This is a genomic window from Pauljensenia sp. C0170B5, from assembly GCF_056590195.1.
On record NZ_JBWPVR010000002.1, the window covers coordinates 232,324 to 257,804 of the forward strand.

24 protein-coding genes are annotated in these 25,481 nt (G+C 59.8%); 7 read left to right on the forward strand and 17 right to left on the reverse strand.

The window, feature by feature from the left end; all coding sequences use genetic code 11:
- Nucleotides 1-98 precede the first annotated feature (98 nt).
- Complete coding sequence (gene mraZ, locus AC1EJZ_RS04335) at nt 99-530, reverse strand: division/cell wall cluster transcriptional repressor MraZ (protein WP_058236461.1); 432 nt, start codon at nt 528-530, stop codon at nt 99-101.
- 246 nt (nt 531-776) lie between these two features.
- Here mraZ and AC1EJZ_RS04340 point away from each other — a divergent pair, with 246 nt between their 5' ends.
- On the forward strand, nt 777-905 hold the full coding sequence (locus AC1EJZ_RS04340) for a hypothetical protein (RefSeq protein WP_257590402.1): 129 nt from the start codon (nt 777-779) through the stop codon (nt 903-905).
- A gap of 45 nt (nt 906-950) precedes the next feature.
- Here AC1EJZ_RS04340 and AC1EJZ_RS04345 read toward each other — a convergent pair whose 3' ends face one another.
- Together AC1EJZ_RS04345 and dinB are read right to left on the reverse strand one after the other, a co-directional pair.
- Nucleotides 951-1,385: a DUF3040 domain-containing protein gene (locus AC1EJZ_RS04345; RefSeq protein WP_058236460.1), complete on the reverse strand. Its 435-nt coding sequence runs from the start codon at nt 1,383-1,385 to the stop codon at nt 951-953.
- A 46-nt stretch (nt 1,386-1,431) separates the two neighbouring features.
- Entirely contained in the window at nt 1,432-2,703 is a 1,272-nt protein-coding gene (gene dinB / locus AC1EJZ_RS04350; RefSeq protein WP_058236459.1) for a DNA polymerase IV, read from the reverse strand.
- Nucleotides 2,704-2,748: 45 nt separating this feature from the next.
- Between dinB and AC1EJZ_RS04355 the strand changes: the two genes are divergently transcribed.
- Nucleotides 2,749-3,570 carry a spermidine synthase gene (locus tag AC1EJZ_RS04355; RefSeq protein ID WP_070725902.1) on the forward strand — a complete coding sequence of 274 codons (822 nt, stop codon included), beginning with the start codon at nt 2,749-2,751 and terminating at the stop codon, nt 3,568-3,570.
- On the opposite strand, the gene AC1EJZ_RS04360 is transcribed toward AC1EJZ_RS04355, so the two are convergent.
- Together AC1EJZ_RS04360 and AC1EJZ_RS04365 are read right to left on the reverse strand one after the other, a co-directional pair.
- Complete coding sequence (locus AC1EJZ_RS04360; RefSeq protein WP_070725904.1) at nt 3,545-4,792, reverse strand: MFS transporter; 1,248 nt, start codon at nt 4,790-4,792, stop codon at nt 3,545-3,547. The two genes, AC1EJZ_RS04355 and AC1EJZ_RS04360, sit on opposite strands and share 26 nt — an antisense overlap.
- A complete protein-coding gene (locus AC1EJZ_RS04365; RefSeq protein WP_070725905.1) occupies nt 4,785-6,017 on the reverse strand; it encodes a PAC2 family protein in 1,233 nt (410 codons plus the stop codon). Before AC1EJZ_RS04365 ends, AC1EJZ_RS04360 begins: the two co-directional genes overlap by 8 nt.
- A gap of 157 nt (nt 6,018-6,174) precedes the next feature.
- Here AC1EJZ_RS04365 and AC1EJZ_RS04370 point away from each other — a divergent pair, with 157 nt between their 5' ends.
- The 3 genes from AC1EJZ_RS04370 (at nt 6,175) to AC1EJZ_RS04380 (ending at nt 11,591) form a co-directional block, all read left to right on the forward strand.
- Nucleotides 6,175-8,460, forward strand: a complete 2,286-nt coding sequence (locus AC1EJZ_RS04370) for a HelD family protein (RefSeq protein ID WP_058236455.1) — start codon at nt 6,175-6,177, stop codon at nt 8,458-8,460.
- A 32-nt stretch (nt 8,461-8,492) separates the two neighbouring features.
- Nucleotides 8,493-9,698, forward strand: coding sequence for a phosphoglycerate dehydrogenase (gene serA, locus AC1EJZ_RS04375; RefSeq protein ID WP_480294001.1), 1,206 nt, complete (start codon nt 8,493-8,495; stop codon nt 9,696-9,698).
- Nucleotides 9,699-9,779: 81 nt separating this feature from the next.
- Nucleotides 9,780-11,591 carry an AMP-binding protein gene (locus AC1EJZ_RS04380; RefSeq protein ID WP_058236453.1) on the forward strand — a complete coding sequence of 604 codons (1,812 nt, stop codon included), beginning with the start codon at nt 9,780-9,782 and terminating at the stop codon, nt 11,589-11,591.
- Between the two features lie 44 nt (nt 11,592-11,635).
- Here the strand turns inward: AC1EJZ_RS04380 and nrdR are convergent, their stop codons facing one another.
- Together nrdR and AC1EJZ_RS04390 are read right to left on the reverse strand one after the other, a co-directional pair.
- On the reverse strand, nt 11,636-12,259 hold the full coding sequence (nrdR, locus tag AC1EJZ_RS04385; protein ID WP_480294002.1) for a transcriptional regulator NrdR: 624 nt from the start codon (nt 12,257-12,259) through the stop codon (nt 11,636-11,638).
- 87 nt (nt 12,260-12,346) lie between these two features.
- Nucleotides 12,347-12,829, reverse strand: coding sequence for a LysM peptidoglycan-binding domain-containing protein (locus AC1EJZ_RS04390; RefSeq protein WP_070725911.1), 483 nt, complete (start codon nt 12,827-12,829; stop codon nt 12,347-12,349).
- A 200-nt stretch (nt 12,830-13,029) separates the two neighbouring features.
- On the opposite strand from AC1EJZ_RS04390, the gene lexA reads away from it, so the two are divergent.
- Nucleotides 13,030-13,728 carry a transcriptional repressor LexA gene (gene lexA / locus AC1EJZ_RS04395; protein ID WP_058236452.1) on the forward strand — a complete coding sequence of 233 codons (699 nt, stop codon included), beginning with the start codon at nt 13,030-13,032 and terminating at the stop codon, nt 13,726-13,728.
- A 1-nt stretch (nt 13,729) separates the two neighbouring features.
- Here the strand turns inward: lexA and AC1EJZ_RS04400 are convergent, their stop codons facing one another.
- The 3 genes from AC1EJZ_RS04400 to hflX all read right to left on the reverse strand — a co-directional run bounded on the left by AC1EJZ_RS04400 (nt 13,730) and on the right by hflX (nt 18,308).
- Nucleotides 13,730-14,713, reverse strand: coding sequence for an L-lactate dehydrogenase (locus AC1EJZ_RS04400; RefSeq protein ID WP_058236451.1), 984 nt, complete (start codon nt 14,711-14,713; stop codon nt 13,730-13,732).
- Nucleotides 14,714-14,794: 81 nt separating this feature from the next.
- Complete coding sequence (locus AC1EJZ_RS04405; protein ID WP_480294003.1) at nt 14,795-16,777, reverse strand: ATP-dependent DNA helicase; 1,983 nt, start codon at nt 16,775-16,777, stop codon at nt 14,795-14,797.
- A complete protein-coding gene (gene hflX, locus AC1EJZ_RS04410) occupies nt 16,770-18,308 on the reverse strand; it encodes a GTPase HflX (RefSeq protein WP_480294004.1) in 1,539 nt (512 codons plus the stop codon). The genes AC1EJZ_RS04405 and hflX overlap by 8 nt, the downstream gene beginning before the upstream one ends.
- An 84-nt stretch (nt 18,309-18,392) precedes the next feature.
- On the opposite strand from hflX, the gene AC1EJZ_RS04415 reads away from it, so the two are divergent.
- Nucleotides 18,393-19,007, forward strand: coding sequence for a class I SAM-dependent methyltransferase (locus AC1EJZ_RS04415; RefSeq protein WP_092648462.1), 615 nt, complete (start codon nt 18,393-18,395; stop codon nt 19,005-19,007).
- Nucleotides 19,008-19,030: 23 nt separating this feature from the next.
- Here AC1EJZ_RS04415 and miaA read toward each other — a convergent pair whose 3' ends face one another.
- The 7 genes from miaA to AC1EJZ_RS04450 all read right to left on the reverse strand — a co-directional run bounded on the left by miaA (nt 19,031) and on the right by AC1EJZ_RS04450 (nt 25,475).
- Nucleotides 19,031-20,008, reverse strand: a complete 978-nt coding sequence (gene miaA / locus AC1EJZ_RS04420) for a tRNA (adenosine(37)-N6)-dimethylallyltransferase MiaA (RefSeq protein WP_285014603.1) — start codon at nt 20,006-20,008, stop codon at nt 19,031-19,033.
- Complete coding sequence (locus AC1EJZ_RS04425; RefSeq protein WP_480294005.1) at nt 20,005-21,153, reverse strand: hypothetical protein; 1,149 nt, start codon at nt 21,151-21,153, stop codon at nt 20,005-20,007. Before AC1EJZ_RS04425 ends, miaA begins: the two co-directional genes overlap by 4 nt.
- A 4-nt stretch (nt 21,154-21,157) precedes the next feature.
- Nucleotides 21,158-22,711, reverse strand: coding sequence for a tRNA (N6-isopentenyl adenosine(37)-C2)-methylthiotransferase MiaB (gene miaB / locus AC1EJZ_RS04430; RefSeq protein WP_092648459.1), 1,554 nt, complete (start codon nt 22,709-22,711; stop codon nt 21,158-21,160).
- A gap of 27 nt (nt 22,712-22,738) precedes the next feature.
- The gene (locus AC1EJZ_RS04435) at nt 22,739-23,245 is read right to left on the reverse strand and encodes a CinA family protein (RefSeq protein ID WP_058236445.1); all 507 of its coding nucleotides are present in this window, start codon (nt 23,243-23,245) and stop codon (nt 22,739-22,741) included.
- Nucleotides 23,235-23,861, reverse strand: coding sequence for a regulatory protein RecX (locus AC1EJZ_RS04440; protein WP_480294006.1), 627 nt, complete (start codon nt 23,859-23,861; stop codon nt 23,235-23,237). The genes AC1EJZ_RS04435 and AC1EJZ_RS04440 overlap by 11 nt, the downstream gene beginning before the upstream one ends.
- Nucleotides 23,862-23,872: 11 nt before the next feature.
- Nucleotides 23,873-24,982, reverse strand: coding sequence for a recombinase RecA (gene recA, locus AC1EJZ_RS04445; protein WP_058236443.1), 1,110 nt, complete (start codon nt 24,980-24,982; stop codon nt 23,873-23,875).
- A 271-nt stretch (nt 24,983-25,253) separates the two neighbouring features.
- Nucleotides 25,254-25,475, reverse strand: coding sequence for a DUF3046 domain-containing protein (locus tag AC1EJZ_RS04450; protein ID WP_058236442.1), 222 nt, complete (start codon nt 25,473-25,475; stop codon nt 25,254-25,256).
- Nucleotides 25,476-25,481: the final 6 nt, after the last annotated feature.

The window sequence follows — 25,481 nt, forward strand, 5'->3', positions numbered from 1 at the left end:
CGTGATCTGCCTGTGTGCGTTCTTCCCACCTGCTTCTCCCCCGCCGATCTGCCATCGGGGAAGTGATGTCAGAGCGTCGGGCGGAGGGCACGGTGGGGTCAGAACATTCCGGGGATGATTTCGTCCGCTGTATTGGCGAAAACATCTTCTTGGACGGTGAGGTACTCGCGCCACGCTGTGGTGTCCCAGATTTCAGCACGTGCGCCAGCTCCGATGACTGTGAGTTCCCGGTCAAGTCCGGCGTATGCTCGCAGGTCAGCTGGAACGACAACGCGTCCTTGTTTGTCTGGAATTTCCTTGTAGGCACCTGAGAGCATGACGCGAACCCAGTCGCGCGCCTGTTTCGATGACAAGGGCGCGCGCATCAGTTCTTGTGCCATGGACTCAAACTCATGGGCAGGGAATGCGTAGATGCAGTGTTCCTGACCACGGGTGAGGACGATTCCACCTTCCATGTCGTCACGGAAACGAGCAGGCAGAATGACACGCCCTTTGTCGTCGAGCTTCGGCTCGTACGTTCCCAGGAACATGCCACACCTCCCTTCCCCTCCGTGACACGCAGCTCCACTTTAACCCACTTTCAACCACTATGGGAACATTTTGCGCCCATGTTTCGGTTTATTTTGAAAATAAACGTTGGAAAATCGCGTAAAAATCAGGGTGGAGGAAGGTGGAGGGAAAATTCTCAACGCCGGGTGTTGACGGGCATGAATATGTGCCACATCGAGGCATATCAGGGTCGAGGCTGCAGATTTCGCAGGGGTATTCCCTCATCGATGAGGGGTCAGCACACGCAGTGGTGCACAGTGGTGGACGTCCACGACATTCGCGGCGCGGTGATATCAGTGGGCAGCCAGCGCCAACTCACGTCAGTCACCCTCGTCGATGAGGGCACAAAAGAATGAGCGGCGGCAAGAATGGAGAACGAAGGAACGGCGAGTGTGCAGTGACTAGTCGCGGCCGCGTTCGTCCCAGCGGCGATTTTGATTCGCAACGAAATCCGTCCAACGTCCACTGGACGGCTTCGTGCCAGACTTCTTCGACGAGGCGGGATCCACCGGGCGCGTATGCAACGCGAAGAGAATACCGGCGACCATGATGCAGAATCCGAGCACTCCCAGAAGGATCGACCATATGCCGTAACCGAGCGTCACACCACCGAGCACCACACACATGCCGATGACAGCGAAGAAAGCGCCGAGGATCATGTTGCGCGGGGAGAGTTTGGAGCGCCGAGGGGAATCAGCGGAAGTGTCGTACGAGGAACGTGCACGTGAGGATCGCGAGGTGCGAGCCGACATGGTCGAGGCGAGTTCCGGATCGTCCTCACGCAGCTGGCTCTCCATTTGTTCGAGTATTTCTTTTTCATAGTCGGACAGGGCCATCGCGCACCTCCTTCGGCTGTGGACGTTACGGATCCAGTGTAACGGTCTAAGGTTCCCTAAGACCATTCGGGCCACGATCTGCAGGCGACACATCGTCTTTTTTGACGCTAGTGCCCAGCAAAGAAGCTGGTCGCAGTGCTCCGTCACCGAAACGCTCACTGGCGTGATCCATCGCCTCCTCCACAGCCCGCGAGCGCCCGTCATTGTCCATCAGGACCGCCACGCCGTCCCGGCGCAGCTGCAGATTTTCGGCTCGCACGCCCATGAGTCTGACTCCCCCGCTCGGCATCACTTCGGCTGCAAACAGGTCGTGGGCAGCGCGGGCAATGACGCGGCCTTCATCGGTAGGCGCCACCAGTGTGGCGGATCGTGTGATCGTGCGGAATGAGGCATCGCGCATCTTCATCGTAACCGTCCACGCCACCTGTCCGCCTGCTCGCAGTCGACGAGCGCACTTGTGGGCGGCTCGCACGATGAACTGCTCAAGGTCACGCCGGCTGGTCACGTTCGTCTCAAAGGTTGTTTCGGTTCCGACCGATTTTTCTTCGCGTTCCACATGCACGCGCCTGCGGTCGATGCCCCACGCTAGGTCGTGCAAGTGGTGCGCACTGGCCACTCCCAACAGCTTCGTCAACCGTGTCATCGGCATCTGCGCCAACTGGGCGACACGTTCAACGCCTTCCTGCTGCAGCACATCCAGCGTTCGACCTCCCACGCCCCACAACACGCCCACTGGCAAACTGTGCAGAAATGCCACCGTCTGATCCTCAGGTATCAGCAGCAGTCCGTCCGGCTTGGCGTGTGATGACGCGATCTTTGCAACGGATTTCGTGGAAGCGATCCCGACTGAGGCCGGCAGGCCGACCTCCTCCCGGATTCGCCTGCGGATGAGATGTCCGATCGTGGTGGGTGACCCGAGCCGGCGCCTGGCGCCGGCGACGTCCAGGAAGGCCTCGTCAATACTGACCTGCTCAACCAGTGGCGTGATCTGAGCGAGGATCGCCATCACGCGCGTCGAGTATGCGCTGTATATTTCCCGGCGTCCGGAGACCACCTGCGCACTGGGGCACAGTGCGCGCGCCCGCGCCATCGGCATACCGGCACGCACTCCGAATTCACGTGCTTCGTAGGTTGCGGATGTGACCACGCCCCGCATTCCTGATCCGCCGACGATCAGCGGTCTGCCACGCAGCTGCGGATTTTCCAGCAGTTCAACCGAAGCAAAGAAGGAGTCCATATCCACGTGGATGATCGGGGTGGCTGAATCGTCATCGCCCCAGTTGCGTTTGGCGCGCTTGTCGCGCGGCGCGTTCGACATGGCTCCTCCCCTCATCACTATCTTAGGGGCGTTACAGTAACGGGTATGTCTTCACGCGACGCTCACGAATTTGCGATCTCCACTGGCTCGGCACGGGTGACGTGGGATGGTTCCCATGCGACAGTGTTCGTCAACGGTGCGGAGTCCTCCAGTGTCGATGTCGACCATCCTGAGGTGCTCGAATTTGAATACATGCAGCATATGGATGCCGCCCTCGAAGCGCTTGCACCATCACCTGAGCCGGTGCGTGTCCTCCATATCGGCGGAGCCGGCTGCGCTCTGGCATGGGCATGGAGCATCAAGCGTCCACAGTCGCGCCATTGCGTCGTTGAAATCGATGAAGATCTGGCGCACACCGTGCGTGACCTGTTTGATCTGCCGCGCTCGCCTCAACTCAAGATACGTGTGGGCGAAGGGCGCCAGGTCCTCGATTCGACACGCCCTGAGCGGTGGGACGTCATCGTACGTGACGCTTTTTCCGATCAGAGCGTGCCCCGCCAGTTGATGACGCTTCAGGCGGCTCGATCAGCATGGGATGCCCTCGTACCGGGTGGACTGTACGTGGCCAACGTGCCGCACGGTGGGAAGGCAAACGGGCGCCCTGACGTTGCTGCAATCAGCGAGGCGTTCGGCGAAGTTGTCGCCGTTGCGGACCCGAAGGTGGCGCGTTCAGGCAGGTGGGGCAATGTCATGGTGGCCGGACGGAAGACGGTCCGCGACCAGTCGCCTCACTTTGCGCCGCTGGATGTTGCCCAGTTGGACCGGCTGCTGCGCAAGCTCGCACTTCCAGCGCGCATCATGGCAGGTAAGTCGTTAAACCAGTGGATTGCGGGGGCTCGGCCTATGGAAGATCCACAGGGCGAATGATGCGTACGTGAGCACGCCGCGCATTCACGATCACACCGATCACCCCGATGAGCAGTGTGATGGCCTGGATGGACATCGCCACGCGGAACTCGCTCCACCCGTATTCGCGTGTCGGGTTCAACAGGTCAAGGACGACGCCGATGACCTGCACTGTCACGATCGTGGCAACGAAGCCGCCCATATTGACCGTTCCGGTTGCCGTACCCAGGCGGTGTTCGGGTGAAGAGCGGCGCACAAAGTCGAATGCAATTGTTGAAGCGACGCCGCTGACGGGAAGCACGATTCCCAGCAAGAATGCTGCCCAGGCACCGACAGGCTGCACGCGAGCCAGCACGATGACCCATGCGAAGGTGGAGGCAGCGGCCGCGGCCAACACGCCCAGAACTCTGCCACCGGGTCGTAACGCGGTCAGCTGACCGACAACTGGACCGATCGCAATATTGACGCAGGTGAATGCTACGAGCACCGCTGAGGCGACAGCGGGGCTCAGTCCCATGCCGAGAGTCATGAACGGAACGCCCCACAAGAGTGTGAACGTCATGCCGGGCATTCCGCCTGTCCAGTGGGCAAAGAACCCGAGCCATGTCGACGGGTCACGCATGACGAACTTAATGGTAGTCAGTGCGTGCTCCCCCTGCTGATCTGAACGCTCACGTTTCGCTCCGGGTTTGTCCGCAACAGCCAATCCGATGAGGAGGGTTGCCGAAAATCCAAGACCCGCCAGGATGCAAAAGGCTGGAGTCCAGCCGAAGGCGCGCAGCGCCCACAGGAAGGGAACGGCTGACACCACCTGGCCGAGCAGTCCGACAATTGCGGTGAGCTGAGTCATCAGCGGTACGCGAAATGGGGTGAACCAGCTCGGTACCAGGCGCAGCACAGAAATAAAGGCCGTCGCGTCACCCACTCCCAGCAGAATGCGGGCAGCAAATGCCAGCGGCAGGTTCGTCGCGCACGCCATGGCAATGTGGGCGATGGACACGAGGGCTGCGCCGACCATGAGAACGCGTCGCGGCCCCCACCGATCCAGCGCAAGTCCCGATGGGATCTGCATCGCAGCGTAGACGAACAGCTGCACGGAGGAGAACGCAGCCAACACGGATGCGGGCATGGCGAAACGATCCATCGCTTCAATACCGGCAACGCCCAGGGATGTACGTGCAGCAACGGCCAGCACGTAGGCGAACATGGCGCTCGTCCAGACGAGAAGTGCCCGCCTAGTCATCGGATGGCTGCTGAGGGGGTCCCCATGTCGGATCGGCACGGTGGCGCAGGGTCTGGTTACGTTCGGTTGCCTCACTGTCATTGCCGCGGTCACGCAGGCGTCGCAGAACATCCTCGACAGTTTCGCGCTGGCCCTGTGATGGGCGCGCCGATGATTCGCTTTCGGCGCCACGAGCAGGACGCGCGTGGAAGGAACCTTCTTCGAGGCGGTCGAGGACATCATCAATGGTGACCTGATCCTCCTCGTCACCCTGCGTTGCCTCGTCGGTGTTCGCGCTGGTCGCGTCAGCCTCGGCTGAACGCTGTGAGCGGGTACGCAGGAACTCCTCGATGGTCTCGGTAATGTCCTCCGCCGACATTGCGGAGCTTTCCGAGTCAGGCAGCCGGAAGGTTTCCGTGCTGTTCGACGCGGTCGCCAGCGCGTCATAGTGCTTTTCGAGGGCGGCGATGGTACGCGAGACTTCCTCGTTGGCCTCAATGAGCTGAGTTACCTGGTCAATCTCCTCGCTGGCACCGCGCTCCAGGTCGCCAACCGGAAGAGACAGGTCAGCGTAGTCCGACAGCGAGGTCAACAGCGCTGAAGCGGCACGCGGGTACTGCGTGTCAGACATGTAATACGGCACTGCCGCCAGCATGGTGACACCGTCAATGCCCTGACTGGCCAGGTGGGACTGCAGGAATGACGTCATGGGTGCCGGAAAGCGCATCGTTCCCGACATCTGTGGCTGCTCAGGCAACAAGGAGCCGTCTGTGGCGTGCATATGAACAGGTGTGGGCCGGGTATGCGGCACACCGGAAGGGATGCCGTGCAGCGAGAACGAGATCTCCACGCCTGCCTGCTCGGCAAGGTGGGACACGGCTCGGACGAACGTTTCCCACTTCGCGTCGGGTTCAGGCCCGTGGAGAACCAGCAGCGGCACTCCCGCATCGTCGTAGACCAGGTCAAGTGCAATTTCAGGCACTTCAAGAGAGGTTGTCACCCAGTCGTCAATATTCATCACAGGGCGGTGTGAGCGGTAGTCGATGAACATGTCCGACTCAAACGTGGCCACGCGTTGGGTGTCCAGCGTGTGCAACAGTTGCTCGATTGCGAGGTGGCCGGCGGTTCCCGCATCCATCGCACCGTCAAAGTGTGTCAGCAAAATGGGGGCACGCGCGCCTTTGGCGGGGCCGTCGTCGTACGCTTCCTGGTCGTCCAGGAACTGATCAAGCGTATTGTCAGCCATCGCTGCCTCCTTTCAGCTGTGTCGCTACTACCACGGTACCCAAATCCGTGCCCTCAGGCGAGCTTTGAGCTACAAGGTGAAATTTCTATCTCGCTGTATATGCCGAAGTCCTCCAGATAGGGCACAATAGTATGCCGTCAGTTAGCCAGGAGGATGCATGTTCGAACCCGTCGACGCAGGCTCACAGGACCCCGAGATTGCTCATGAGCAGGCTGTCGTTGATGCGACGTACCACCGACTTGACCAGTTGAAGGATGAGTACCGTCTGGCGCAGGAACGCGCCCACCGCCAGCATGGTGTCGGCAACGCTCAGGGATTCACAGAACGTGACGTGCTCTCAGCACACTTTTCTGACCTGCGTGAGCGCCTCGATCAGGTGGAGGACCGCCTGGTGTTCGGCCGGATCGACATGGAAGATGACCTCACTCACTATGTGGGTCGCATCGGCATCTCAACTGCCGAGGGCGAACCCATGCTGATTGACTGGCGCGCCCCCGCTTCGCGACCCTTTTACCAGGCGACGGCCATTGATCCACAAGGTGTAATCCGGCGGCGCCACCTGACCACCCGAGCCCGCCGCGTCACCGCAATCGAAGATGAAGCACTGGATCAGGAGGCCGCAAACAAACGGAATATGACGCTCCAGGGCGAAGGCGCACTCATGTCCGCACTGAGCGAAGCCCGTCAGGGCCACATGACCGACATTGTGTCGACCATTCAGGCCGAGCAGGACAGCGTGATCCGCTCAGAAGATTCCGGCCTGGTCATCGTTCAGGGTGGTCCGGGAACCGGGAAGACCGCTGTTGCGCTGCATCGCGCCGCCTACCTGCTGTACACACAGCGTGACAGGCTCCAGCATTCCGGTGTCCTCCTGATCGGCCCCTCCCACGTTTTCCTGCGCTACATCGAGCAGGTATTGCCGTCTCTAGGTGAAACAGGCGTCGTGTCCGTGACGATGGGTGACCTGCTGCCCGGATTCCATGCACAGGCCCACGACAGCGAGCGCGTGGCACGCATCAAAGGCAAGGCGGTGTGGCAGTCGATTATTCGCCGCGCAGTCAAGGGGCTGCAGCGCGTACCTGACGCTGATCAGGAGCTGCGCGTGTGGTCACGCACCGTCACGCTGACCGTAGAGGACATCCGCGCCGCGCATGCTCACGCCCGCCGCACGGGCAAGCCCCACAATGAGGCGCGTGACGGTTTTGCGCTGGAGCTCATGGATGTTCTGGCGCGCCGACTGGCTGCCGATGAACGTGATCGCCGTTCGCGCGAAGGGGTGCATGACGTGGACGGCAACGACGTGGAGATGTGGCGTCAGGAGATCCGTGATTCGGTGGATGCTCGTCGCGCCATCAACCTGGCGTGGATGCCGACTTCTCCGCTCACGTTGCTGGAGAGGATTTTTGCTCGCCCGGGCTATCTGGAACAGCTCAACGCTTCGGTTCCCAATCGCCTCACTTTCGATGAGATTGCTGGGCTTCGGCGCCCGAAAGGTTCCCCGCTGACAGTTAGTGATATTCCTCTGCTTGATGAGTGTGCGGAGCTGCTGGGGACATCCTCGGCCTTGCGTGAGCGTGAGGATAATGAGCGCGCCGAGCGTCTGGCATATGCGCGCGAAGCCATTGAGCGCCAAAACCTGGGCGACGGTATCGTCACGGCTCAGATGCTGGCTGATGCGACACGTGAAGGGGAATCTCATTCGTCACTGGCTGAGCGTGCGCGACGCGACCGGTCGTGGACATATGGGCATATCGTCGTGGATGAGGCTCAGGAGCTCTCCCCTATGGCGTGGCGCGCTCTGTTGCGCCGCTGCCCGTCCCGCTCGTTTACTGTCGTCGGTGATCTGGATCAGCGTCGCGGACATGATCGCCCGTCCACGTGGCACGAGGCTCTTGGGCCAGCTGCGCGCGCCTTGAGCGAGGAGTATGTGCTGACGATCTCGTATCGCACGCCTCGCCAGCTCATTGACCGTGCTCAGCGCGTTATGGCGGCGGTAGGCGAACCCATGTCCGGTGAGCTTCAGGCTGTGCGTGATGTGACCGATGCCTATGAGCTCACGCATCTCGCGCAGGAGCACCAGCCACCCTCGTCACCTGAAACAGACGACATGTGGGAGCCGACGCGTGAGGCGATTCGGCGAGAATTGTCCGTACTTGACCACACGGTTGGGATTGGACGAGGGCGCCTGGCCATCATCATGGGATCGGAGCGCGCCGACCAGTGGAACGCTGACACAGATGGGCACACCACTCTCAGTGAGCGGGTCGCAGTGCTGAGTGCGACGGCTGCGAAGGGGCTGGAGTTTGACTCAGTTATCGTGGTGGAGCCTTCTGAGATTCTGGGCGACGGGCCGGGTGATCTTTTTGTGGCGCTGACGCGATCCACTCAGCGCCTGCATATCGTCTCCAGCGGACAGGTTCTGTCCGGACTTGAACAGAACTGACTTTCAGGTCACCTTTGTGAGAATATGAGCTTATGACTCGTGTTCTCTTGCTTGAAAATCCTCACGCTGACGCTGATCAAATCTTCGCAGATCACAATGTCGAGGTTGAACGCGTCAGCGGTGCCCTGGACGAAAATGAGTTGATTGAGGCGCTTCACGGTTTTGACATGGTGGGTGTGCGGTCCAAGACCCGTGTCACACAGCGTGCCATTGAAGCGAACCCTCAGCTTCAAGCAATTGGTGCTTTCTGTATTGGGACGAACCAGATTGATCTTTCCACGGCCACCAGGCACGGTATCGCCGTGTTCAACGCTCCGTATTCCAACACCCGTTCGGTTGTGGAACTGGCGATCGGTTTGATCATTGACTTGACGCGTCGTGTCACGGTCAAGAACTCGCGTCTGCACCGCGGCGTGTGGGAGAAGAGTTCGGACGGATCGCACGAGGTACGCGGACGCACCCTCGGCATTATCGGCTACGGCAACATCGGCACGCAGTTGTCAGTGCTGGCCGAGGCGATGGGGCTGAACGTTATTTTTTACGACACTGCGGAGCGACTCGCCCTGGGCAACGCCACGCAGATGCCGACGATGGAATCGGTGTTGCGTGAGGCGGATATTGTGTCGATCCATGTTGACGGCGCACCGCAGAACCGGAATCTATTTGGCGAAAAAGAATTCGACATGATGAAGAGCGGGGCGGTTTTCATCAACCTGTCGCGCGGGTTCGTGGTGGATATTGACGCGCTGCGCTCACACTTGTTGTCTCGTCATCTGGCGGGCGCCGCTATCGACGTGTTCCCGCAGGAGCCGAAAAAGAATGGCCAGCCGTTCTCCTCGCCGCTGGTGGGGATGGATAACGTGATTTTGACGCCGCACGTGGGTGGCTCCACCGAAGAGGCTCAGCTGGACATCGGACACTTTGTGTCAACAAAGCTGTGCGATTATCTGACGACAGGATCGACGGATATGAGTGTGAATCTGCCGAATCTGCAGCTTGCGGCTTCGGCACAGTCGCGTTACCGGATTGCGCTCATTCACCGCAATACGCCCGGCGTTTTGGCTTTGATCAACCAGACATTTGCTGAGTCCGGGGCCAACATTGACGGCCAGATTCTGTCGACGCAGGGGTTTGTGGGCTACGCCCTGACCGACATTTCTTCGGAATTGCCGCGTGAGGCTCTTCATGCCATTGAGTCGATGGACGATACGATTCGTCTGACCGTGACCAGTTTGTAGTGTGATACGCGTTTCTCCTGGCCTGCCAACCTACGCTACCGTAGGGTAGGTAAATCCTAGTGGAACGATCCAGGAGGAACAATGACACTGATGCACCAGCTTCAGGCTGGGTACGCCCCTGGCATTCCTTACTCTGTTGACATCAAGGACCACCGCATAACCGACGTTCTTGAGGATGTCGCTTCGCGTTATCCGAACCGCGTGGCGCTAGATTTCTTCTCACGCCCGACCACTTATCAGGAGTTGGTGAAGCAGGCTCGGCAGGGTGCGACGGTGCTGAAGAGAGCCGGTGTGCGACCAGGCGATCGCGTGGCAATTCTGATGCCGAACTGCCCACAGCACATTGTGGCGGTGTACGCAGCGCTGTACGTGGGTGCTGTTGTGGTGGAGCACAATCCGCTGGCACCTGAGCGCGAAATTCACGAATCTTTTGACCGTCATGGTGCGCGCGTCGCTATCGCGTGGGAAAAAGTGGTGGACAAGCTGGCTTTTCTGCGCGGAACCGGCAGGGTTTTCGCAATGGATTTGACGCACGCCATGCCGAAGGTGACGCGTTTCCTGCTGAGCTTGCCGGTTAAGGCTGCGCGGGAAAAACGTCAGGAGATCTCCGCTCCAGTTCCCGCCTATGTACCCTCGTGGGACAAGTTGGTTGAGCATGCCGAGCCGATGTCCGGTGACAGTCCTGCTCGCCCCGACGATGCTGCGCTGTTGCTGCATACAGGCGGCACGACAGGCACTCCGAAAGCTGCGACGATTACGCACCGCAACATCATGGCGAATGTGGCGCAGGATATTGCCTGGGTTCCAGATCTGCACGAGGGCTCTGAGGTTGTGTACTGCGTGCTCCCCCTCTTCCACGCCTTTGGCTTCGGTGTTTCGTTTATGGCAGGTATCCGCCTGGGCGCAACGTTGGCGCTTTTCCCAAAGTTCGACACCGCGATGTTGCTGACTGCACAAAAGCGTTTGCCGTGTACCTTCTTCGTCGGCGTTCCGCCGATGTATGAGCGCATCCTGGATGCGGCAGAAGAACTTGATTCCGATCTCACGTCAGTCCGATTTGCGATCTCGGGCGCGATGCCGCTGGATGGTGAGCTTGCGGCCCGCTGGGAAGAAACCAGCAGGGGCCTGATCGTGGAGGGCTACGGCATGACGGAAGCAAGCCCGATTATCTTGGGTTCGCCGCTTTCCCCCGCGCGCCGCCCCGGCACGCTGGGTCTGCCCTTCCCGTCCACCGAGGTGCGAATTGTCAATCCTGACAACATTGACGAGGATGTTCCCGACGGTCAGATCGGTGAATTGATCGTCAAAGGTCCCCAGGTGTTTGCCGGGTATTGGAACCGTGAGGATGAAACCGAACAGACACTGATTGACGGATGGCTGCGCACGGGCGATCTGGTGGTCCTTGATGACGGTTTCATCACGATGGCCGACCGCCGCAAGGAGATGATCAATTCGTCGGGCTTCAAGGTGTTCCCGAGCCAGGTTGAAGATGCGGTGCGCTCAATGCCAGGTGTTCGCGATGTTGCCGTGGTGGGATTGCCTGACAAGAAGTCGGGCGAGTCGGTTGCTGCAGCGATTGTGCTGGAGGCGGGCGCCTCTGTCACGTTGGATGACATTCGCACGTGGGCTGAAAAGTCACTGTCGCACTATGCGCTGCCACGCCAGCTCGTTGTCCTCAATGAGTTGCCGCGCTCTCAGATCGGCAAGGTGATGCGCCGCAGGGTGCGTGAGGATATTTTGTCGATGCAGTCGCGTGCCGCTGACCTTGCGCAGCAGGCCCAGGAGGTTGTCGACCAGGCTCAGTCTGCCGTGTCTGCTGCAGTGGAGCGTCTGCGTGATAAACGGCAGGGAGATTCGCACCGCGATCAGGATTCGAGCCGCAGCGACAAGTAGGCCGCTCGGTTGTAGGAGTCGGTTGTAGGAGCCCACGCTGGCGATTAGGAGTCGAGCAGTGTGGGCTCTTCTTCTCTGATCTGCTTCTTGCGAGCCTTTCGGGCGTGCTGCTTGTGCACTCCAGTGTGCTGCGGTACCCCAGCCGCACTGTCGCGGGTGTTGCCGGGGATAGACACCGTTGCTTCCTTGTCATCGGCCGTCTTGTCAGCATCGTCATTTTCCTGGCGCTGCAGGCGCAGCTGCGCAATCGCATCTTCGAAGTCTTCGAGCGAGTTATACGAGCGGTAGACAGATGCGAACCGCAGGAATGCGATCTCATCGAGTTGAGACAGGAACGGCAGAATTGCTTTGCCCACTTCTTCTGACGAGACGTTCGAGACGCCACTGGATCGCAGATGCTCTTCTACTTGTTGAGCGAGCAATGCGAGGTCGTGATCTGTAACTGGCCTTCCCTGGCATGCTTTACGCACGCCGGCGATAACCTTGTTTCGGGAGAAAGGCTCAACTGCTCCTGAGTTTTTGACGACCAGGAATGAGGAGGTTTCAATCGTGGTGAAGCGCTTCTTGCACACAGTGCATTCGCGGCGGCGTCGAATTGACGCTCCGTCATCAGCGATCCTGGTGTCTACGACACGTGAGTCAGGATTATGGCAAAAGGGGCAGTGCACGCGAGCCTCCATCTAGTGTTAGCTCAACGCTACGAGTTTTCACACCTCATTTGCAACACGAGACACAGTGACAACAGGCTCGCAATCCTACTCTGCTGGGATTTGCAGACGCTGCCCCACCTGAAGGGGACCGTCAATGTCATTGAGGCGCTCAATGTCGACAACAACCTGCTCGAGCGGGCGGGAAGTATCCACGGCTTGAGCAAGGCTCCACACTGACTCTCCATTCGTCACCGAATGCGCCACGGTCGGCCCCGAGTAGTCGTCTGGCTGGAAATACAGACCGGCACCCACGCTCAGTGTCGTGGCGGCAGCCAATGTGCTCAGTGTGCACACCACAGAGCGAAGAGTGAGCCGCGGCGTGGCTGCCTCGCGATGTCGCGCGAAAACAGGATGACGACGAATGGCGGGGTCTTCTTCCAGCAGGCGAGCACGCTTGCGTTGAAGAGACGGTGCAGTGGAGATGTCACGAACTGTCGCGAGTTCGCCGGTGTCCACCACATGCAGATTCGCAGCATGACGCGTTGTGGAGTGTTCGGTTCGAGCTGCTCCAAGAATCGCAGCGCTCATGAGAATCCCTCACTTTCAATCGTCGTACAAATGTTCGTCGAACACTTGTACGATATCATCATTTTATGAGGGCAACAAGACTTGCTCGAACAAATGTTTCACATTTGCCTAAGTCTTCGGTACCCTGTAAACACAGTGAAACAACGACCATGTGCATTTGCGTTCCAAATACTGATTGACCTGCATAAACGGGAGGATCGATGGCGAAGAAGACGGATGAGGCGACGTTAAGCCGTCGCAGGCGTGAGATTCTCGACACGATTCGTGAGAGTATCCGCGAACGCGGTTACCCTCCCTCGGTGCGTGAGATTGCACAGAACGTGGGGCTGGCTTCCCCCTCGACAGTGAAGCATCATATTGACGCACTGGAGGAGGCTGGTTTTATCCGTCGTCTTCCTGGCCAGGCGCGGTGCATTGAACTCACGGAGCAGGGTCTTGGAGATTCCCGCGATCCCCGCGATGCTCAGGATCAGGCACCTGCCACTGTCCATGAAATCGAGATCCCGGTCAGCCATGCTGACCAGGACACAGTTCCTGTCCCCCTCGTCGGGCAGATCGCTGCCGGCGCGCCTATCACGGCAGAACAGCATGTTGAGGACACGTTCGAGCTTCCCACCTCACTGACGGGGCAAGGCAACGTGTTCATGCTGCGTGTCAACGGCGAGTCAATGATTGATGCGGGGATCCTTGATGGTGACTATGTCGTGGTACGCTCTCAGCCCACCGCTGTTGACGGGCAGACGGTTGCCGCGATGATCGATGGTGAAGCAACTGTCAAGATTCTGTCTCACGCCGACGGTCATGTGTGGCTGCTGCCGAAAAACGAGTCCTACAGTCCGATCCCTGGTGACGAGGCAACGATCCTCGGCCTCGTCGTCACCGTGATCCGCTGCCTGTAGGTCAGAACCCGAGCTCTTGCGCAACAGCACGCAAGCGTCGGGCTGATTCGGTCAGACCGTCGCGCTCAGCCAGCGTCAGCGGCGGGTTCAGCACCCGTCCTGCACCCATTCGCCCAACGATGGTGGGTGCAGCCATGCAGACATCTGAGATGCCTTCCCAGTCTTCAAGCAGCGAGGAGATCGTCAGAACTCGGTTTTCGTCTCGCAGCACCGCGCGGGCAATGTTAGCTGCCGACAGGCCAATCGCGTAATTCGTGGCGCCTTTACCTTCGATGATCTTGTAGGCCGATTGAGTGACTTCTTCCGCAATTTCCTTGCGCAGATCACTGTCGAAGAGCCTGCCGCTCAGGGTGGGCCCCCAGTGCCGGATCGGCACGTTTCCAATTTCAGCGGATGACCACAGTGCCACCTCTGAATCACCATGTTCGCCTGTCACGTAGGCGTGGATGTTCTGTGTGGCCACTCCGGTTTCGCGCGAAACCAGGTAGCGCAGGCGCGATGTGTCGAGCACGGTGCCCGAGCCGAAGACCTGGTTGCGTGGAACACCCATGATTTTCAGCGCCGCATAGGTCACGATGTCAACGGGGTTCGTGATGAACATGAAGCGGGCGTGCGGTGCGACGTTCTGCAGGTTCGGCACGATGGTTTTCATGAGGTTGACGGTGGAGCCAGCCAGCTCAAGGCGGGTTTGTCCCGGTTTCTGCTTCGCACCGGCGGTGACAATCACCAGGTCGGATCCTCGCACGATTTCCACATCGTCGGATCCTTCAACGGCGCCGCATGGGGTGAACTGGATGCCGTGAGCGATATCGAGCGCTTCAGCCTCGACCTTCTTCTTGTTGATGTCCTGGAGGACGATGGTGCGGGCGTCGCCCCTCATGGCGCACGCATAGGCGACTGCGGTGCCAACCGCTCCAGCCCCGATCACCGCAATTTTCGACGGGTGTCCTTCCGTCCCTGAGGGGTACAAGGTTTGAGCAGTCATGTGGTGCACCTGATGCCTCCTTCATTCCGATCCGGCACCATCATCCCAAATCAGATGAATTTTGAGAAGTGGTCTATGGCCTCATTCACGAGGGCGACTGGACGAATCGGATGTGTCAAGAGTGGCTGCAAGACGTTCAAGCGCCTGTACCACGATGCGCGAATCTGTCGTCGGCCACATCTGCGGCATGGTGGCGCGGATAAAGCTGCCATACGACTTTGTGACCAGTCGCGGATCCAGCACTGCCACAACTCCCTGATCCTGCGAGGAACGCAGCAGTCGGCCAGCACCCTGGGCCATCAACAGTGCTGCGTGAGGCAGTGCCACCGCGCCGAAACCGCTCACTCCCCGTTTCGCTGCATCGTTTTGCAGCGCTTGGAACACCGCGTTGTCAGGATGAGGAAACGGAATCCGGTCGATGACAACAAGCCGGCAGGACGGGCCCACAACGTCGACCCCCTGCCACAGTGACAGTGTGCCAACCAGACACGAATCACGTTCGTTTCGAAAACGCGACACCAGTGCCGACGTGGTTTCTTCGCCCTGCACGTACACGTCCAGAGATGTCCCCTCGCGAAGCGCTCGCGCACCGGCCTTCAGACCACGCCAGGCTGAAAACAGGGCGAGTACACCTCCACCTGCCGCTTGAGTCAGGGCGACAAGCTCATCGAGCGCTTCCTCGCTCGGGCCCTCGCGACCCGGAACTGGCAGATGCTGTGCCACGTAGATGATGCCCTGACGAGCCACATCGAAGGGCGAACCAACGTCAATGCCATGCCAGGGCACGTGGGAGACCATCAGCCCGCATTCCCGAGCCGCCGAATCAAAAGACCCGCCCAGTGCCAGCGTGGCAGACGTCAAGATCGCCGCACGCTCCCCCAGCCCGACCGCGCCGAGCGGTCCGGCGACATCCAGAGGCGCAATCTTCAACGACACAGCGCTGCTATCCGTGTCCCTCTCGATGTACGTAATCGTCTGAGCTGGATCGACATTCCACGCGTCGACCGCCTCGATGAACTCATCACACGCCGCCTGCGCCATGAGTTTCTGACTTTGCTCCACCGAGGACTGCTCAACTTCACTGGCCACGGTACGCACCGTTGAATCACATACGCTGATCGCCTCAACTACCGCATCTGGCCTGCACACCATCAGCCCGTCAGGCTGCGCGTCGAGGGCATCCATCAATGCGGTCGCTGCCTGCTCGAACGGTTGAATATCAACGGATTTGATCAGCGTGCGTACTACTCGCGCCACCCGCGTACACAGTGCCTTGGATATTTCACAACAGGATTGAGAGCGAACGCGGGAAGCAAGTTCGTGGCATTCATCAACCACCACATGATCCAACTCTCCAAACAGGTTGAGCGCACTCATCGTGTCAATACCGAAGAGGAAATGGTTTGAGACCACCACGTCAGCTTCAAGCGCTTCATCGCGCGCGAGGCCAGCAAAGCATTCCTCCACAAATGGGCAGTCGCGCCCCATGCATTCACGCTTCGAGACACTCACCTGTCTCCACGCCCGGTCGGAGACGCCGGGGATCAGATCATCACGATCACCTGTATCCGTGATGCGCGCCCATTCTCGCACCCGCGTCACTTCTTTGCCGAGGTCACTGATTGGTCCCTGATGCGCGTCGGCAGCGTCGAAAAGAGTATCCAGCTGGGAGCGCCCACCGTCAGCTCGATACTTGCAGACGTAATTCGACCATCCTTTGAGCAGTGCGACATGCGGACGCACACCCGTTTCATCCGCCACGGCGTCAATGACCAAAGGAGCATCCTTCGTCAGAATCTGGCGTTGCAGTGCCAGCGTGGCCGTTGTGATCAGGGTTCGTGCGCCTGATTCAGCTGCCCGAGCCAGCACCGGAATCAGGTAACCAATCGACTTGCCCGTGCCGGTTCCCGCCTGAATCATCACATGGTGACCTGATTTCAGCGCGGAGGCGCCCTCGTCAATCATGCGAACCTGGCCGTCGCGCCGACTGCCTCCCATCGCGGTGAGCACTCGGGTCAAAATACGATGTTCGAGGGCAGTCTCCTGCTCGTCAGCCTCACTCATGGGGCGCGGCATTCACATGATGAAGTCGGTCTGCAAGCGCACTGTCGACGTGAGCAGTGATATGCGTGCCTGCTGCCTCGTAGTCTTCACTGAGGACCTCGCCCTGTTCGTGGGCGGCATGGACGAGGTCGCCGTGGTCGTACGGGATCACCACGTCAACATAGACGCGCGGACGCGGCAACGTGTCTTCGATGAGCTGGCGCAGCTCCTCGATTCCCTGCCCAGTGCGAGCACTGATCGCAACAGCTTTGGGAAACAACGTACGGTTCAGCGCCCGGCGTTCAGGCGAGGCCAGGTCACTCTTGTTGAGCACAAGAATTTCGGGAATCGTCTCCGTGCCGTCAATCGTGTCCAGCACGCCGCGCACGGTTTCGACCTGGCCGACCGGATCAGGGTGAGCCGCATCAACGACGTGGACGATCACGTCCGCTTCACCGACCTCTTCGAGCGTGGATCGGAAGGCCTCCACCAGTTGCGTCGGCAGATTACGGACGAACCCCACCGTGTCAGACAGTGTGAAGACCCGGCCATCAGAAGTTTGCGTCCGGCGGACAGTTGGGTCGAGAGTCGCGAACAGCGCGTCCTCCACAAGCACGCCGGCATCAGTGAGCTGGTTGAGCAGGGTAGATTTCCCAGCGTTCGTGTACCCGACAATCGCCACAGAGGGCACACCCATGCGACGGCGTGCAGCTCGTTGAGTGCGTCGGGCGGGTTCCATGTCACGGATCTGTGCGCGCAGGCGCGCCATGCGTGATCGAATGCGGCGCCGATCCAGTTCGATTTTCGTTTCACCGGGTCCTCGTGAGCCGATACCTTCACCGCCGGCCACACGGCCACCGGCCTGACGCGACATGGACTCACCCCAACCTCGCAGTCGCGGCAACAGATATTCGAGCTGAGCGAGCTCCACCTGTGCCTTGCCTTCACGAGACTTGGCATGTTGGGCGAAAATATCAAGGATCAACGTCGTACGATCAACAACTTTCACTTTGACGACGTCTTCCAAGCCGCGGCGCTGAGAAGCGGTCAGTTCACCGTCCACAATGACCGTGTCTGCCCTGCTATCCGCCACGATTTCAGCGAGTTCACGCGCTTTACCGGAGCCGAGGTAGGTGCCAGGATCTGGGGTGGGGCGCCGCTGAATGATGCCATCGAGGACGTGGGATCCGGCTGTATCAGCCAGTGCTGCCAGTTCACGCAACGAATTTTCCGATTCCTCCAGACTCTGCGTTGTGCGCAGGCCCACCAGGACCACACGTTCGAGACGCACCTGGCGGTATTCAACTTCACTGACTTCGTCAAGCTCGGTCTGGCTCGCAATGTCATTGACGCGGCGCATACCGGCGCGCGCCTCCCGTTCCAGGTCGCCAGCATCGTGCGTCGTGTCCTGAAAGCGCGTGGATGCCAGTGCTGTGCCCTGGCGGGCGAGGATACGCGCCACGACGTCTTCTGCTGCTTTGAACGATTCGTCGTCATGCGCTGAGGTTGAATCACGTGAGTCGGCCACTGATCTCCTTCGTTGCGGGTTCATCCTAGTGTGCCACGAGCAGACCCACCCGCGCAGATGAGACAGCGATGGGTGTGGACACCTGAGTGATCCACTAGGCTGGACATCATGACTGACCAGTACTTCACCAACGCTGCTCCTGCCGAAGAATCTGAACTGCGCCGCATTGACGTGGCGCTGCGCGGACACGATTTTCGCGCCTGGGTCAGTGATCATGTTTTTTCTGCCAACCGTCTGGACCTAGGGACACGCCAGCTTTTGGCAGAAGCTCCCACGCCGCCTTCGTCAGGAACGTTTGTGGATGTCGGGTGCGGATGGGGGCCGATCGCGCTGGCGATGGCGCTGGAGTCGCCCGAGGCTCAGGTGTGGGCAGTCGATGTGACAGACAGGGCGCTCGATTTGACGCGCCGCAACGCCACAGCCGCGGGAGTGTCCAATATCACGGCGTACCGTGCGCCCGCTGCCCTGGCCAAAGCTCACTCCGAGAACGTGCGTTTCGACCTGATCTGGTCAAACCCTCCGGTGCGTATCGGGAAAAAAGCATTGCGTGAATTGCTGACTCAATGGCTCAACCTGCTGGCCGATGAGGGTGAGGCGTACCTGGTGGTACAGCGCAACCTTGGCGCAGATTCCCTGATCTCCTGGCTGTGCGAGCAAGGCTGGGATGCCGGCAAGATTGCATCCAAGAAGGGCTACCGCATTATTCGGGTCGCGCGCCGCTAGATCGCGATTCAGGCTGCGCAGCGCTAGAACGATTCGGGCTGTGCATCACTGAGTGCGCGCTCGATCAACTTCAACGCGTTCGCGCGCAGTGCCGCCTCATCGCACCCGTCTGCATCGATCCACATGATGCGTGGGTCCCGTCTGAACCATTTGATCTGTCGCCGTGCAAGCTGACGGGTGGCCAGTGCAACCGACTCAATCGCCTCATCACGACTCATATGACCGTCAAGCACGGACAGAGCCTGCGCATATCCCGTTGCCCGGGATGCCGTCTTGCCCTCGCGCAATCCGAGAGGAATCAGGTGGGCAACCTCGTCAAGCAGGCCCTCGTCAAACATGGCGTGCGTTCTGACCGCGATGCGCTCATCGAGGCGGGCAGGCTCACGCCTCATTCCGAGCATGACCGCCGGCTGGGCGAACTCGTAGCGCGGCAGACGCGCTGAGAACGGCTCCCCCGTCAGTTCAATCACTTCAAGTGCGCGCACAATTCGGCGCGCGTTATGCGGGTCGATTCGGGACGCAGCAATCGGGTCACGCTCACAGAGCTTGTCCCACAGCCCTTGGACGCCCAGTGGCCCGTCACCCTCAGCTTCAATGCGGGCGCGTATGTCCGGATCTGTGCCAGGAAAGTCGATGACGTCAAGGAGCGCGCGAACGTACAGTCCCGATCCGCCGGCAACCACGGCGATGCCCGCACGACGATGAATATCCGCGATGTCACGTCGTCCTTCGCGCTGATAGGCGGCAACACTGGCCTCGTCTGTCACATCCAGGACGTCGATCTGGTGGTGCGTGATCCCTCGGCGTTCCTCCAGTGGTGTTTTGGCCGTGCCGATATCCATTCCTCGGTACAGCTGCATCGCGTCCGCGCTGACCAATTCGGCCTCACCGGATGTTCCCAGCAATGCCGGCAGATCCTGCGCAATGGTAAGGGCGAGGTCGGACTTTCCTGAGGCTGTGGGGCCGACGACGGCGATAATCGGAGTGTGGTCAGAGGTCACAGGTTCTGATCACCCAGCGGTTTGTACCAGTCCACGTCAATGGCAACGGCGCGAGCGTCAAAGTTGCGGTTGAGCGCCAATACTGCGCGGTTGGTCACGGCATTCGATGTCACGATGTGACAGATGTCGGGGCGCTCACGTTCCAGTGCCTGAGCATTGACAAGCTTGATCCACGCTGACAGTTTCCTGCCCCGGTATTGCGGGTCGATCAGCGTTGTTTCCTGGTAAGCGTAGCCGGATGTGTCGTCACGATACGTCAGCGTTGTCCAACCAACCAGTGGTCCTCCGGCTGGTCGAATTGCGGTCGTCATCCACTTGGTGCCGGCGCGGTAGAGTCCGTCCTCCATCAGTCGTATACGCTGTTCGTCCCAGATTGCGCTTTGATCAGTGGGTAGCGCACCTGAAGGGATGTCACGCGCGCACATTTCGTAGAGGCGCACCATCTGCCTGGCGAGCGCGGGCCGAGTGAAGGGTCCTGTCCACGTCACTGTTTCAAAACCGTCAGGCGCGACCGGTGCGGCTTCACGGATACGTTGGGCAGGAAGAATATTCACCCATTCACCGCACACAGGCTCATAGCCCCCGGCTCGCAGTGCCCGAGTGTCGGCATCCTCATCAAAATTGACGAGGGTGTCCGGCCGATCCGGGTGATATCCACTGACGTCAGCGATAGCTTCGGAATCCTCGATCTTGTGCCACGAGGTCGACACAACCCACGTGTCGATACCGGTGCGCCCATAGCGCCGCGCTTTTTCTTCACATCGGGCGCGAAGTGCCTGAGCGATCGCCTCATTGTGGGAATCTGCCAGATAGATGTCATACGTTGCCAGATGGGTGTTCTCCAGCAGCGGTAGCTCCAGATAGGCAAAGCCGATCACGCTGGCTCGATCGACGTCGACGGGCTGGGAACCTGCGCAGGCAATGATAAAGAGCTGAGCGCACGAATGACGAGCCGTGGAGAGCTGCTGGGCGGTCAGCGCCCACACAGATGTGCCAAAGATTCGCTGCGAATGTTGCTCCGTGAGAGCCGCCAACCGGCAGTAGAGATCAGCGTGCGGGTGTTCATTGTTGAACGGACGGCTGATTTGGGGGCGCACCTCAATAAGCGTGACGTCCTGGACGGCGTCAACGTCGCTTTGCTTCATGCATTCATGATCTCACGCGCAGCGTCGGCATTCCAAGAGTTACGCGCGGATCGGATGCCTCGTTGTGTGCACGCTGAACCTCCTGCCATGCGTCCCCTGCACGGGTACGGCGAACGTCGAAAAGTCCCCCGGTCAGGGCCGAGTCAGCGAGCAGATGGTGAGGCGCACCGTGCGTGACCGTTGCGCGCACCATATCGCCGGGTCGTGGCCTGTCCGCTTCTACAAGAGTGTCGGGCAGGGCGACATGTACCAGTCGGTTATCACGCGCACGCCCCGTGATGCGTTGAGTGGCACCGTCTTTGCGGCCTTGTCCTTCGCTGACGAGGACTTCGACGGCAGTGCCTTCGAGCTTCTCATTGTCCTGCGCGCAGATCTTATCTTGCAGGGCGATAAGACGGCTGTAGCGTTCGGAGGCGACCGCAGGGTCAACCTGGTCGTCGCGATCGGCTGCGGGCGTGCCGGGGCGCGGTGAGTACAGGAAGGTGAAAGCAGATGCGAAGCGTGCTTCTTCGACGACTTCGAGGGTCTGCTCGAAATCTTTTTCCGTTTCGCCGGGGAAGCCGACGATGATGTCGGTCGTAATAGCCGCGTCGGGCATTGCTGCGCGAACGCGTTCCAAAATGCCCATGAATTTCTTGCGACGGTACGAGCGGCGCATCTGGCGCAGCACCGTGTCTGAGCCTGACTGCAATGGCATGTGCAGGGATGGCATGACGGTGGGTGTCTGAGCCATCGCCTCGATGACGTCATCAGTGAAAGCTGCCGGGTGAGGGGAGGTGAAGCGTACGCGCTCAATTCCATCGACTGCGCCGACTGTGCGCAGCAGATCAGCGAAGGCTCCTCTGTGACCGAATCCCACACCGTAGGAGTTGACATTTTGCCCCAGCAGCGTCACTTCGATAGCGCCTTGTGCGACAACTGCTTCGACTTCCTGGAGGATCTCACCTGGCCTGCGGTCGCGTTCCTTTCCGCGCAGATGCGGCACGATGCAGAATGTGCAGGTGTTATTGCATCCGACAGAGATCGACACCCATGCCGCATACACGGATTCGCGGTGTGTGGGCAGCGTCGATGGAAAAACCTTCAGCGATTCTTCGATCTCAACTGCTGCTTCCTGGTTGTGTTCAGCGCGCCGCAACAGTGCGGGCAGAACATCGATGTTGTGTGTGCCGAAAACGGCGTCGACCCAAGGTGCGCGTTCCACAATACCGCCGCGCATTTGCTGAGCCAGGCACCCGCCCACTGCGATCTGCATGCCGGGGCGTTCACGTTTGACCTGGGCGAGCTGGCCAAGATTTCCGAACAGACGAGTCGCAGCGTTTTCTCTGACCGAGCAGGTATTGATGACCACCACGTCAGCGCCCATGTCGCCGGCATCAGTGGCGCGTGCTGCAGCTTCGGGTACTTGTGAGACGGGAACCAGTCCATACTCTTCCAGTAGTCCCGCCATGCGTTCTGAATCATGCTCGTTCATCTGGCATCCGAGTGTGCGCACCGCGTAGGTACGTGGCAGTGCAGACGGTGCGGCTGGCGCGGAAAGATCGGTCAAAGAAGTCATCGTCTGAAGATTCTACTCAACAATGCCTTACTCCACCCTGTTGGGTTCGTCATGCCCGCGTGTGACCACGTCACTCACCAGCGTGATTGCAGCGTCCACAGCCGCGGTGCGCACCTGTGTGCGTGAGCGGTCAGTGAAGTGATATTCACGCTGCGTGAAGCCTTCTGGAGTGACACAGGCGATGTGGACGGTTCCTGCTTCGTGCCCGTCTGCCGGACCTGGGCCGGCCACGCCTGTGGTGGAGATACCGATATCGGCACCCATCAGGGTGCGTACCCCCTGAGCCATCTGAATGGCCACGTCCGCATCTACCGGACCGGTTCGTGCCAGGTGTGCCCGATCGACACCCAGAATGTCAGCCTTCAGCTCAGTGGCATAGGTACACACGCCTCCGCGCACCGCATCGGATGCGCCCGCAATGTTGACCAGTGTCGAGCACAGGAGCCCACCTGTCAGGGATTCAGCTGTCGCAATCGTCAGGTGTGAGTCGATAAGGTCGTGCACCAGGCGAAAAGTCGCATCATCAGATGTCATCGTCCGATTCTCTACTCCACTCATTCAACGCGGCGCCGACAACGCTGACGCACACGTGAGCCGCATATCCTTTGCGCGCCAGCATACCCGTCAGCCTGCGAAAGGCTTTATCGCGTTCAGCGCCGTCGAGCCCTCGTGACAGCACCGACCGTTTCTTCGCGTCGACAAGTTGTCGAGCCCGCGCCTGTTCATCCTCATGAGAAATCTCGCTCAGGGCCTCGTTAATCAGCTCCAGCGCAACTCCGCGTTTCGCCAGATCTGCTGCCAGGGCGCGTCCTGCTTTGCCGCCCAGCGAGAAGCGATCCTTGACGAACATGGCGGCAAACGCGCGATCATCAACCAGTCCAACGCGTTCGAGCCGATCCAGTACGTCATCGGCAACATCACTGGAAAAGCCACGCGACGTGATGGCCGTGTGCAGTTCGGCGCGTGATCGCGCCCTGGCGTCCAGCTGACGCAGTGCCACCTCACGTGCCGCTTCAATCGCGGCTGTCCCCGTTAAAGAAGCGTTGCGTTCGCGAATTCGCGCCATGCGTTGCGCAGCCGAATCCGCGGTTGCACGCCGACGCTGGTCACCCAGCTCAGGATGGTCTTCGGGATCCGAGTAGTTGACCACGTGCACACACCTTAGAATCCTGCATCTTCGGAGGGGTCAACGGCCGGCTCTGCTGTCTCCGAAGCCTCCTCGGACTGTGTTGATTCTTCTTCGGGAGATGCTTCGATGCCAACGGCCTGCAGGATCTTGTGTTCGATCTCGTCGGCAAGTTCAGCATTGTCAACAAGGAACTGGCGGGCGTTCTCCTTGCCCTGGCCCAGCTGATCATCTCCGTAGGTAAACCAGGAACCTGACTTGCGCACGATGCCGCTTTCCACGCCCATGTCAATCAGGGAGCCTTCACGTGAGATTCCCTTACCGTAGACGATGTCGAACTCCGCCTGCTTGAACGGCGGCGCCATCTTGTTCTTGACGACTTTGGCGCGGGTGCGGTTGCCGACGGGTTGATCGCCATTTTTGAGAGTCTGGATGCGACGCACGTCGATGCGAACTGAAGCGTAGAACTTCAGTGCCTTGCCACCCGTTGTTGTCTCGGGAGATCCGAAGAACACACCGATCTTTTCACGCAGCTGGTTAATGAAGATCGCAGTTGTCCCTGTGGCCGACAGGACGCCTGCGATCTTGCGCAGCGCCTGACTCATCAGACGGGCCTGCAGGCCGACGTGCGAGTCACCCATTTCGCCTTCGATTTCCGCCTTGGGAACGAGCGCGGCCACCGAGTCAATGACGATGATGTCAATGCCGCCCGAGCGGATCAGCATGTCGGCAATTTCCAGTGCCTGTTCACCGGTGTCGGGCTGTGAAACCAGCAGGGAGTCAGTGTCCACGCCCAAAGCACGCGCATACTCCGGGTCAAGTGCGTGCTCAGCGTCGATGAACGCAGCGTTTCCACCCGCTTTTTGTGCGTTGGCAACGGCGTGCAGAGCAACGGTGGTTTTACCGGAAGATTCTGGTCCATAGATTTCAACGACTCGACCGCGCGGCAAACCGCCGATGCCCAGTGCGATGTCGAGGGCCAGCGAACCTGTGGGAATGACGCGTACGGGCGGGCGCGCATCGTCGCCCAGTCGCATCACAGATCCTTTTCCGAACTGCTTATCGATCTGCGCGAGTGCCACTTCCAGTGCTTTGTCGCGATCTGTGGTCGCTTGCTGCGCACGCGGGGCTGTTTTCCTGGCCATCGTGTTTCTCCTCGTCGTTGCGGGCTCTCCGCCCAATGGATCAGTCCTGGTCTCGGAATGCGGTCCCCTCGCCGGGGTGCATGAGTGACGATATGCCCGACCATAGGCATTTGGGATTCGTCGCGAGCAATCTGTGGAAAGCTGGAGCGAATCGGGCCACCTGTGGATACAGTAGTGGAACACGTGTTCGATTGTGAAACGACACGCTGATGTCACAAACGTGAGCCGCCTCGCCCGTCAATCCTCGCGCAGGCAACCGTTCGGCTCGCCTTCAGCGCTTCTTCTTCGGGCGCCTGTGCACCCAGCGGGCTTCTTCGCCTTTTCCGGTTTCATCGACGAGGGCGTCCCATATCACCTCAACGTCAACACCGGCATCCATCGCCTCACGGCCGCTCATTTTCAGCGGGACGAGGTAGAGGTCCTGAAACAGGGAACGCCCTAACGCAGGTCCATAGACCTGGTCAAGGGCGTTCCAGAATTCTGATTTGAGCACGAAGCT

What these genes read in the sequence shown, in the direction of transcription:
- mraZ (WP_058236461.1), bottom strand. Translation starts at nt 530, where the DNA reads ATGTTCCTGGGAACGTACGAGCCGAAGCTCGACGACAAAGGGCGTGTC.
- AC1EJZ_RS04340 (WP_257590402.1), top strand. Translation starts at nt 777, where the DNA reads ATGAGGGGTCAGCACACGCAGTGGTGCACAGTGGTGGACGTCCACGAC.
- AC1EJZ_RS04345 (WP_058236460.1), bottom strand. Translation starts at nt 1,385, where the DNA reads ATGGCCCTGTCCGACTATGAAAAAGAAATACTCGAACAAATGGAGAGC.
- dinB (WP_058236459.1), bottom strand. Translation starts at nt 2,703, where the DNA reads ATGTCGAACGCGCCGCGCGACAAGCGCGCCAAACGCAACTGGGGCGAT.
- AC1EJZ_RS04355 (WP_070725902.1), top strand. Translation starts at nt 2,749, where the DNA reads ATGTCTTCACGCGACGCTCACGAATTTGCGATCTCCACTGGCTCGGCA.
- AC1EJZ_RS04360 (WP_070725904.1), bottom strand. Translation starts at nt 4,792, where the DNA reads ATGACTAGGCGGGCACTTCTCGTCTGGACGAGCGCCATGTTCGCCTAC.
- AC1EJZ_RS04365 (WP_070725905.1), bottom strand. Translation starts at nt 6,017, where the DNA reads ATGGCTGACAATACGCTTGATCAGTTCCTGGACGACCAGGAAGCGTAC.
- AC1EJZ_RS04370 (WP_058236455.1), top strand. Translation starts at nt 6,175, where the DNA reads ATGTTCGAACCCGTCGACGCAGGCTCACAGGACCCCGAGATTGCTCAT.
- serA (WP_480294001.1), top strand. Translation starts at nt 8,493, where the DNA reads ATGACTCGTGTTCTCTTGCTTGAAAATCCTCACGCTGACGCTGATCAA.
- AC1EJZ_RS04380 (WP_058236453.1), top strand. Translation starts at nt 9,780, where the DNA reads ATGACACTGATGCACCAGCTTCAGGCTGGGTACGCCCCTGGCATTCCT.
- AC1EJZ_RS04390 (WP_070725911.1), bottom strand. Translation starts at nt 12,829, where the DNA reads ATGAGCGCTGCGATTCTTGGAGCAGCTCGAACCGAACACTCCACAACG.
- lexA (WP_058236452.1), top strand. Translation starts at nt 13,030, where the DNA reads ATGGCGAAGAAGACGGATGAGGCGACGTTAAGCCGTCGCAGGCGTGAG.
- AC1EJZ_RS04400 (WP_058236451.1), bottom strand. Translation starts at nt 14,713, where the DNA reads ATGACTGCTCAAACCTTGTACCCCTCAGGGACGGAAGGACACCCGTCG.
- AC1EJZ_RS04405 (WP_480294003.1), bottom strand. Translation starts at nt 16,777, where the DNA reads ATGAGTGAGGCTGACGAGCAGGAGACTGCCCTCGAACATCGTATTTTG.
- hflX (WP_480294004.1), bottom strand. Translation starts at nt 18,308, where the DNA reads ATGAACCCGCAACGAAGGAGATCAGTGGCCGACTCACGTGATTCAACC.
- AC1EJZ_RS04415 (WP_092648462.1), top strand. Translation starts at nt 18,393, where the DNA reads ATGACTGACCAGTACTTCACCAACGCTGCTCCTGCCGAAGAATCTGAA.
- AC1EJZ_RS04425 (WP_480294005.1), bottom strand. Translation starts at nt 21,153, where the DNA reads ATGAAGCAAAGCGACGTTGACGCCGTCCAGGACGTCACGCTTATTGAG.
- miaB (WP_092648459.1), bottom strand. Translation starts at nt 22,711, where the DNA reads ATGACTTCTTTGACCGATCTTTCCGCGCCAGCCGCACCGTCTGCACTG.
- AC1EJZ_RS04435 (WP_058236445.1), bottom strand. Translation starts at nt 23,245, where the DNA reads ATGACATCTGATGATGCGACTTTTCGCCTGGTGCACGACCTTATCGAC.
- recA (WP_058236443.1), bottom strand. Translation starts at nt 24,982, where the DNA reads ATGGCCAGGAAAACAGCCCCGCGTGCGCAGCAAGCGACCACAGATCGC.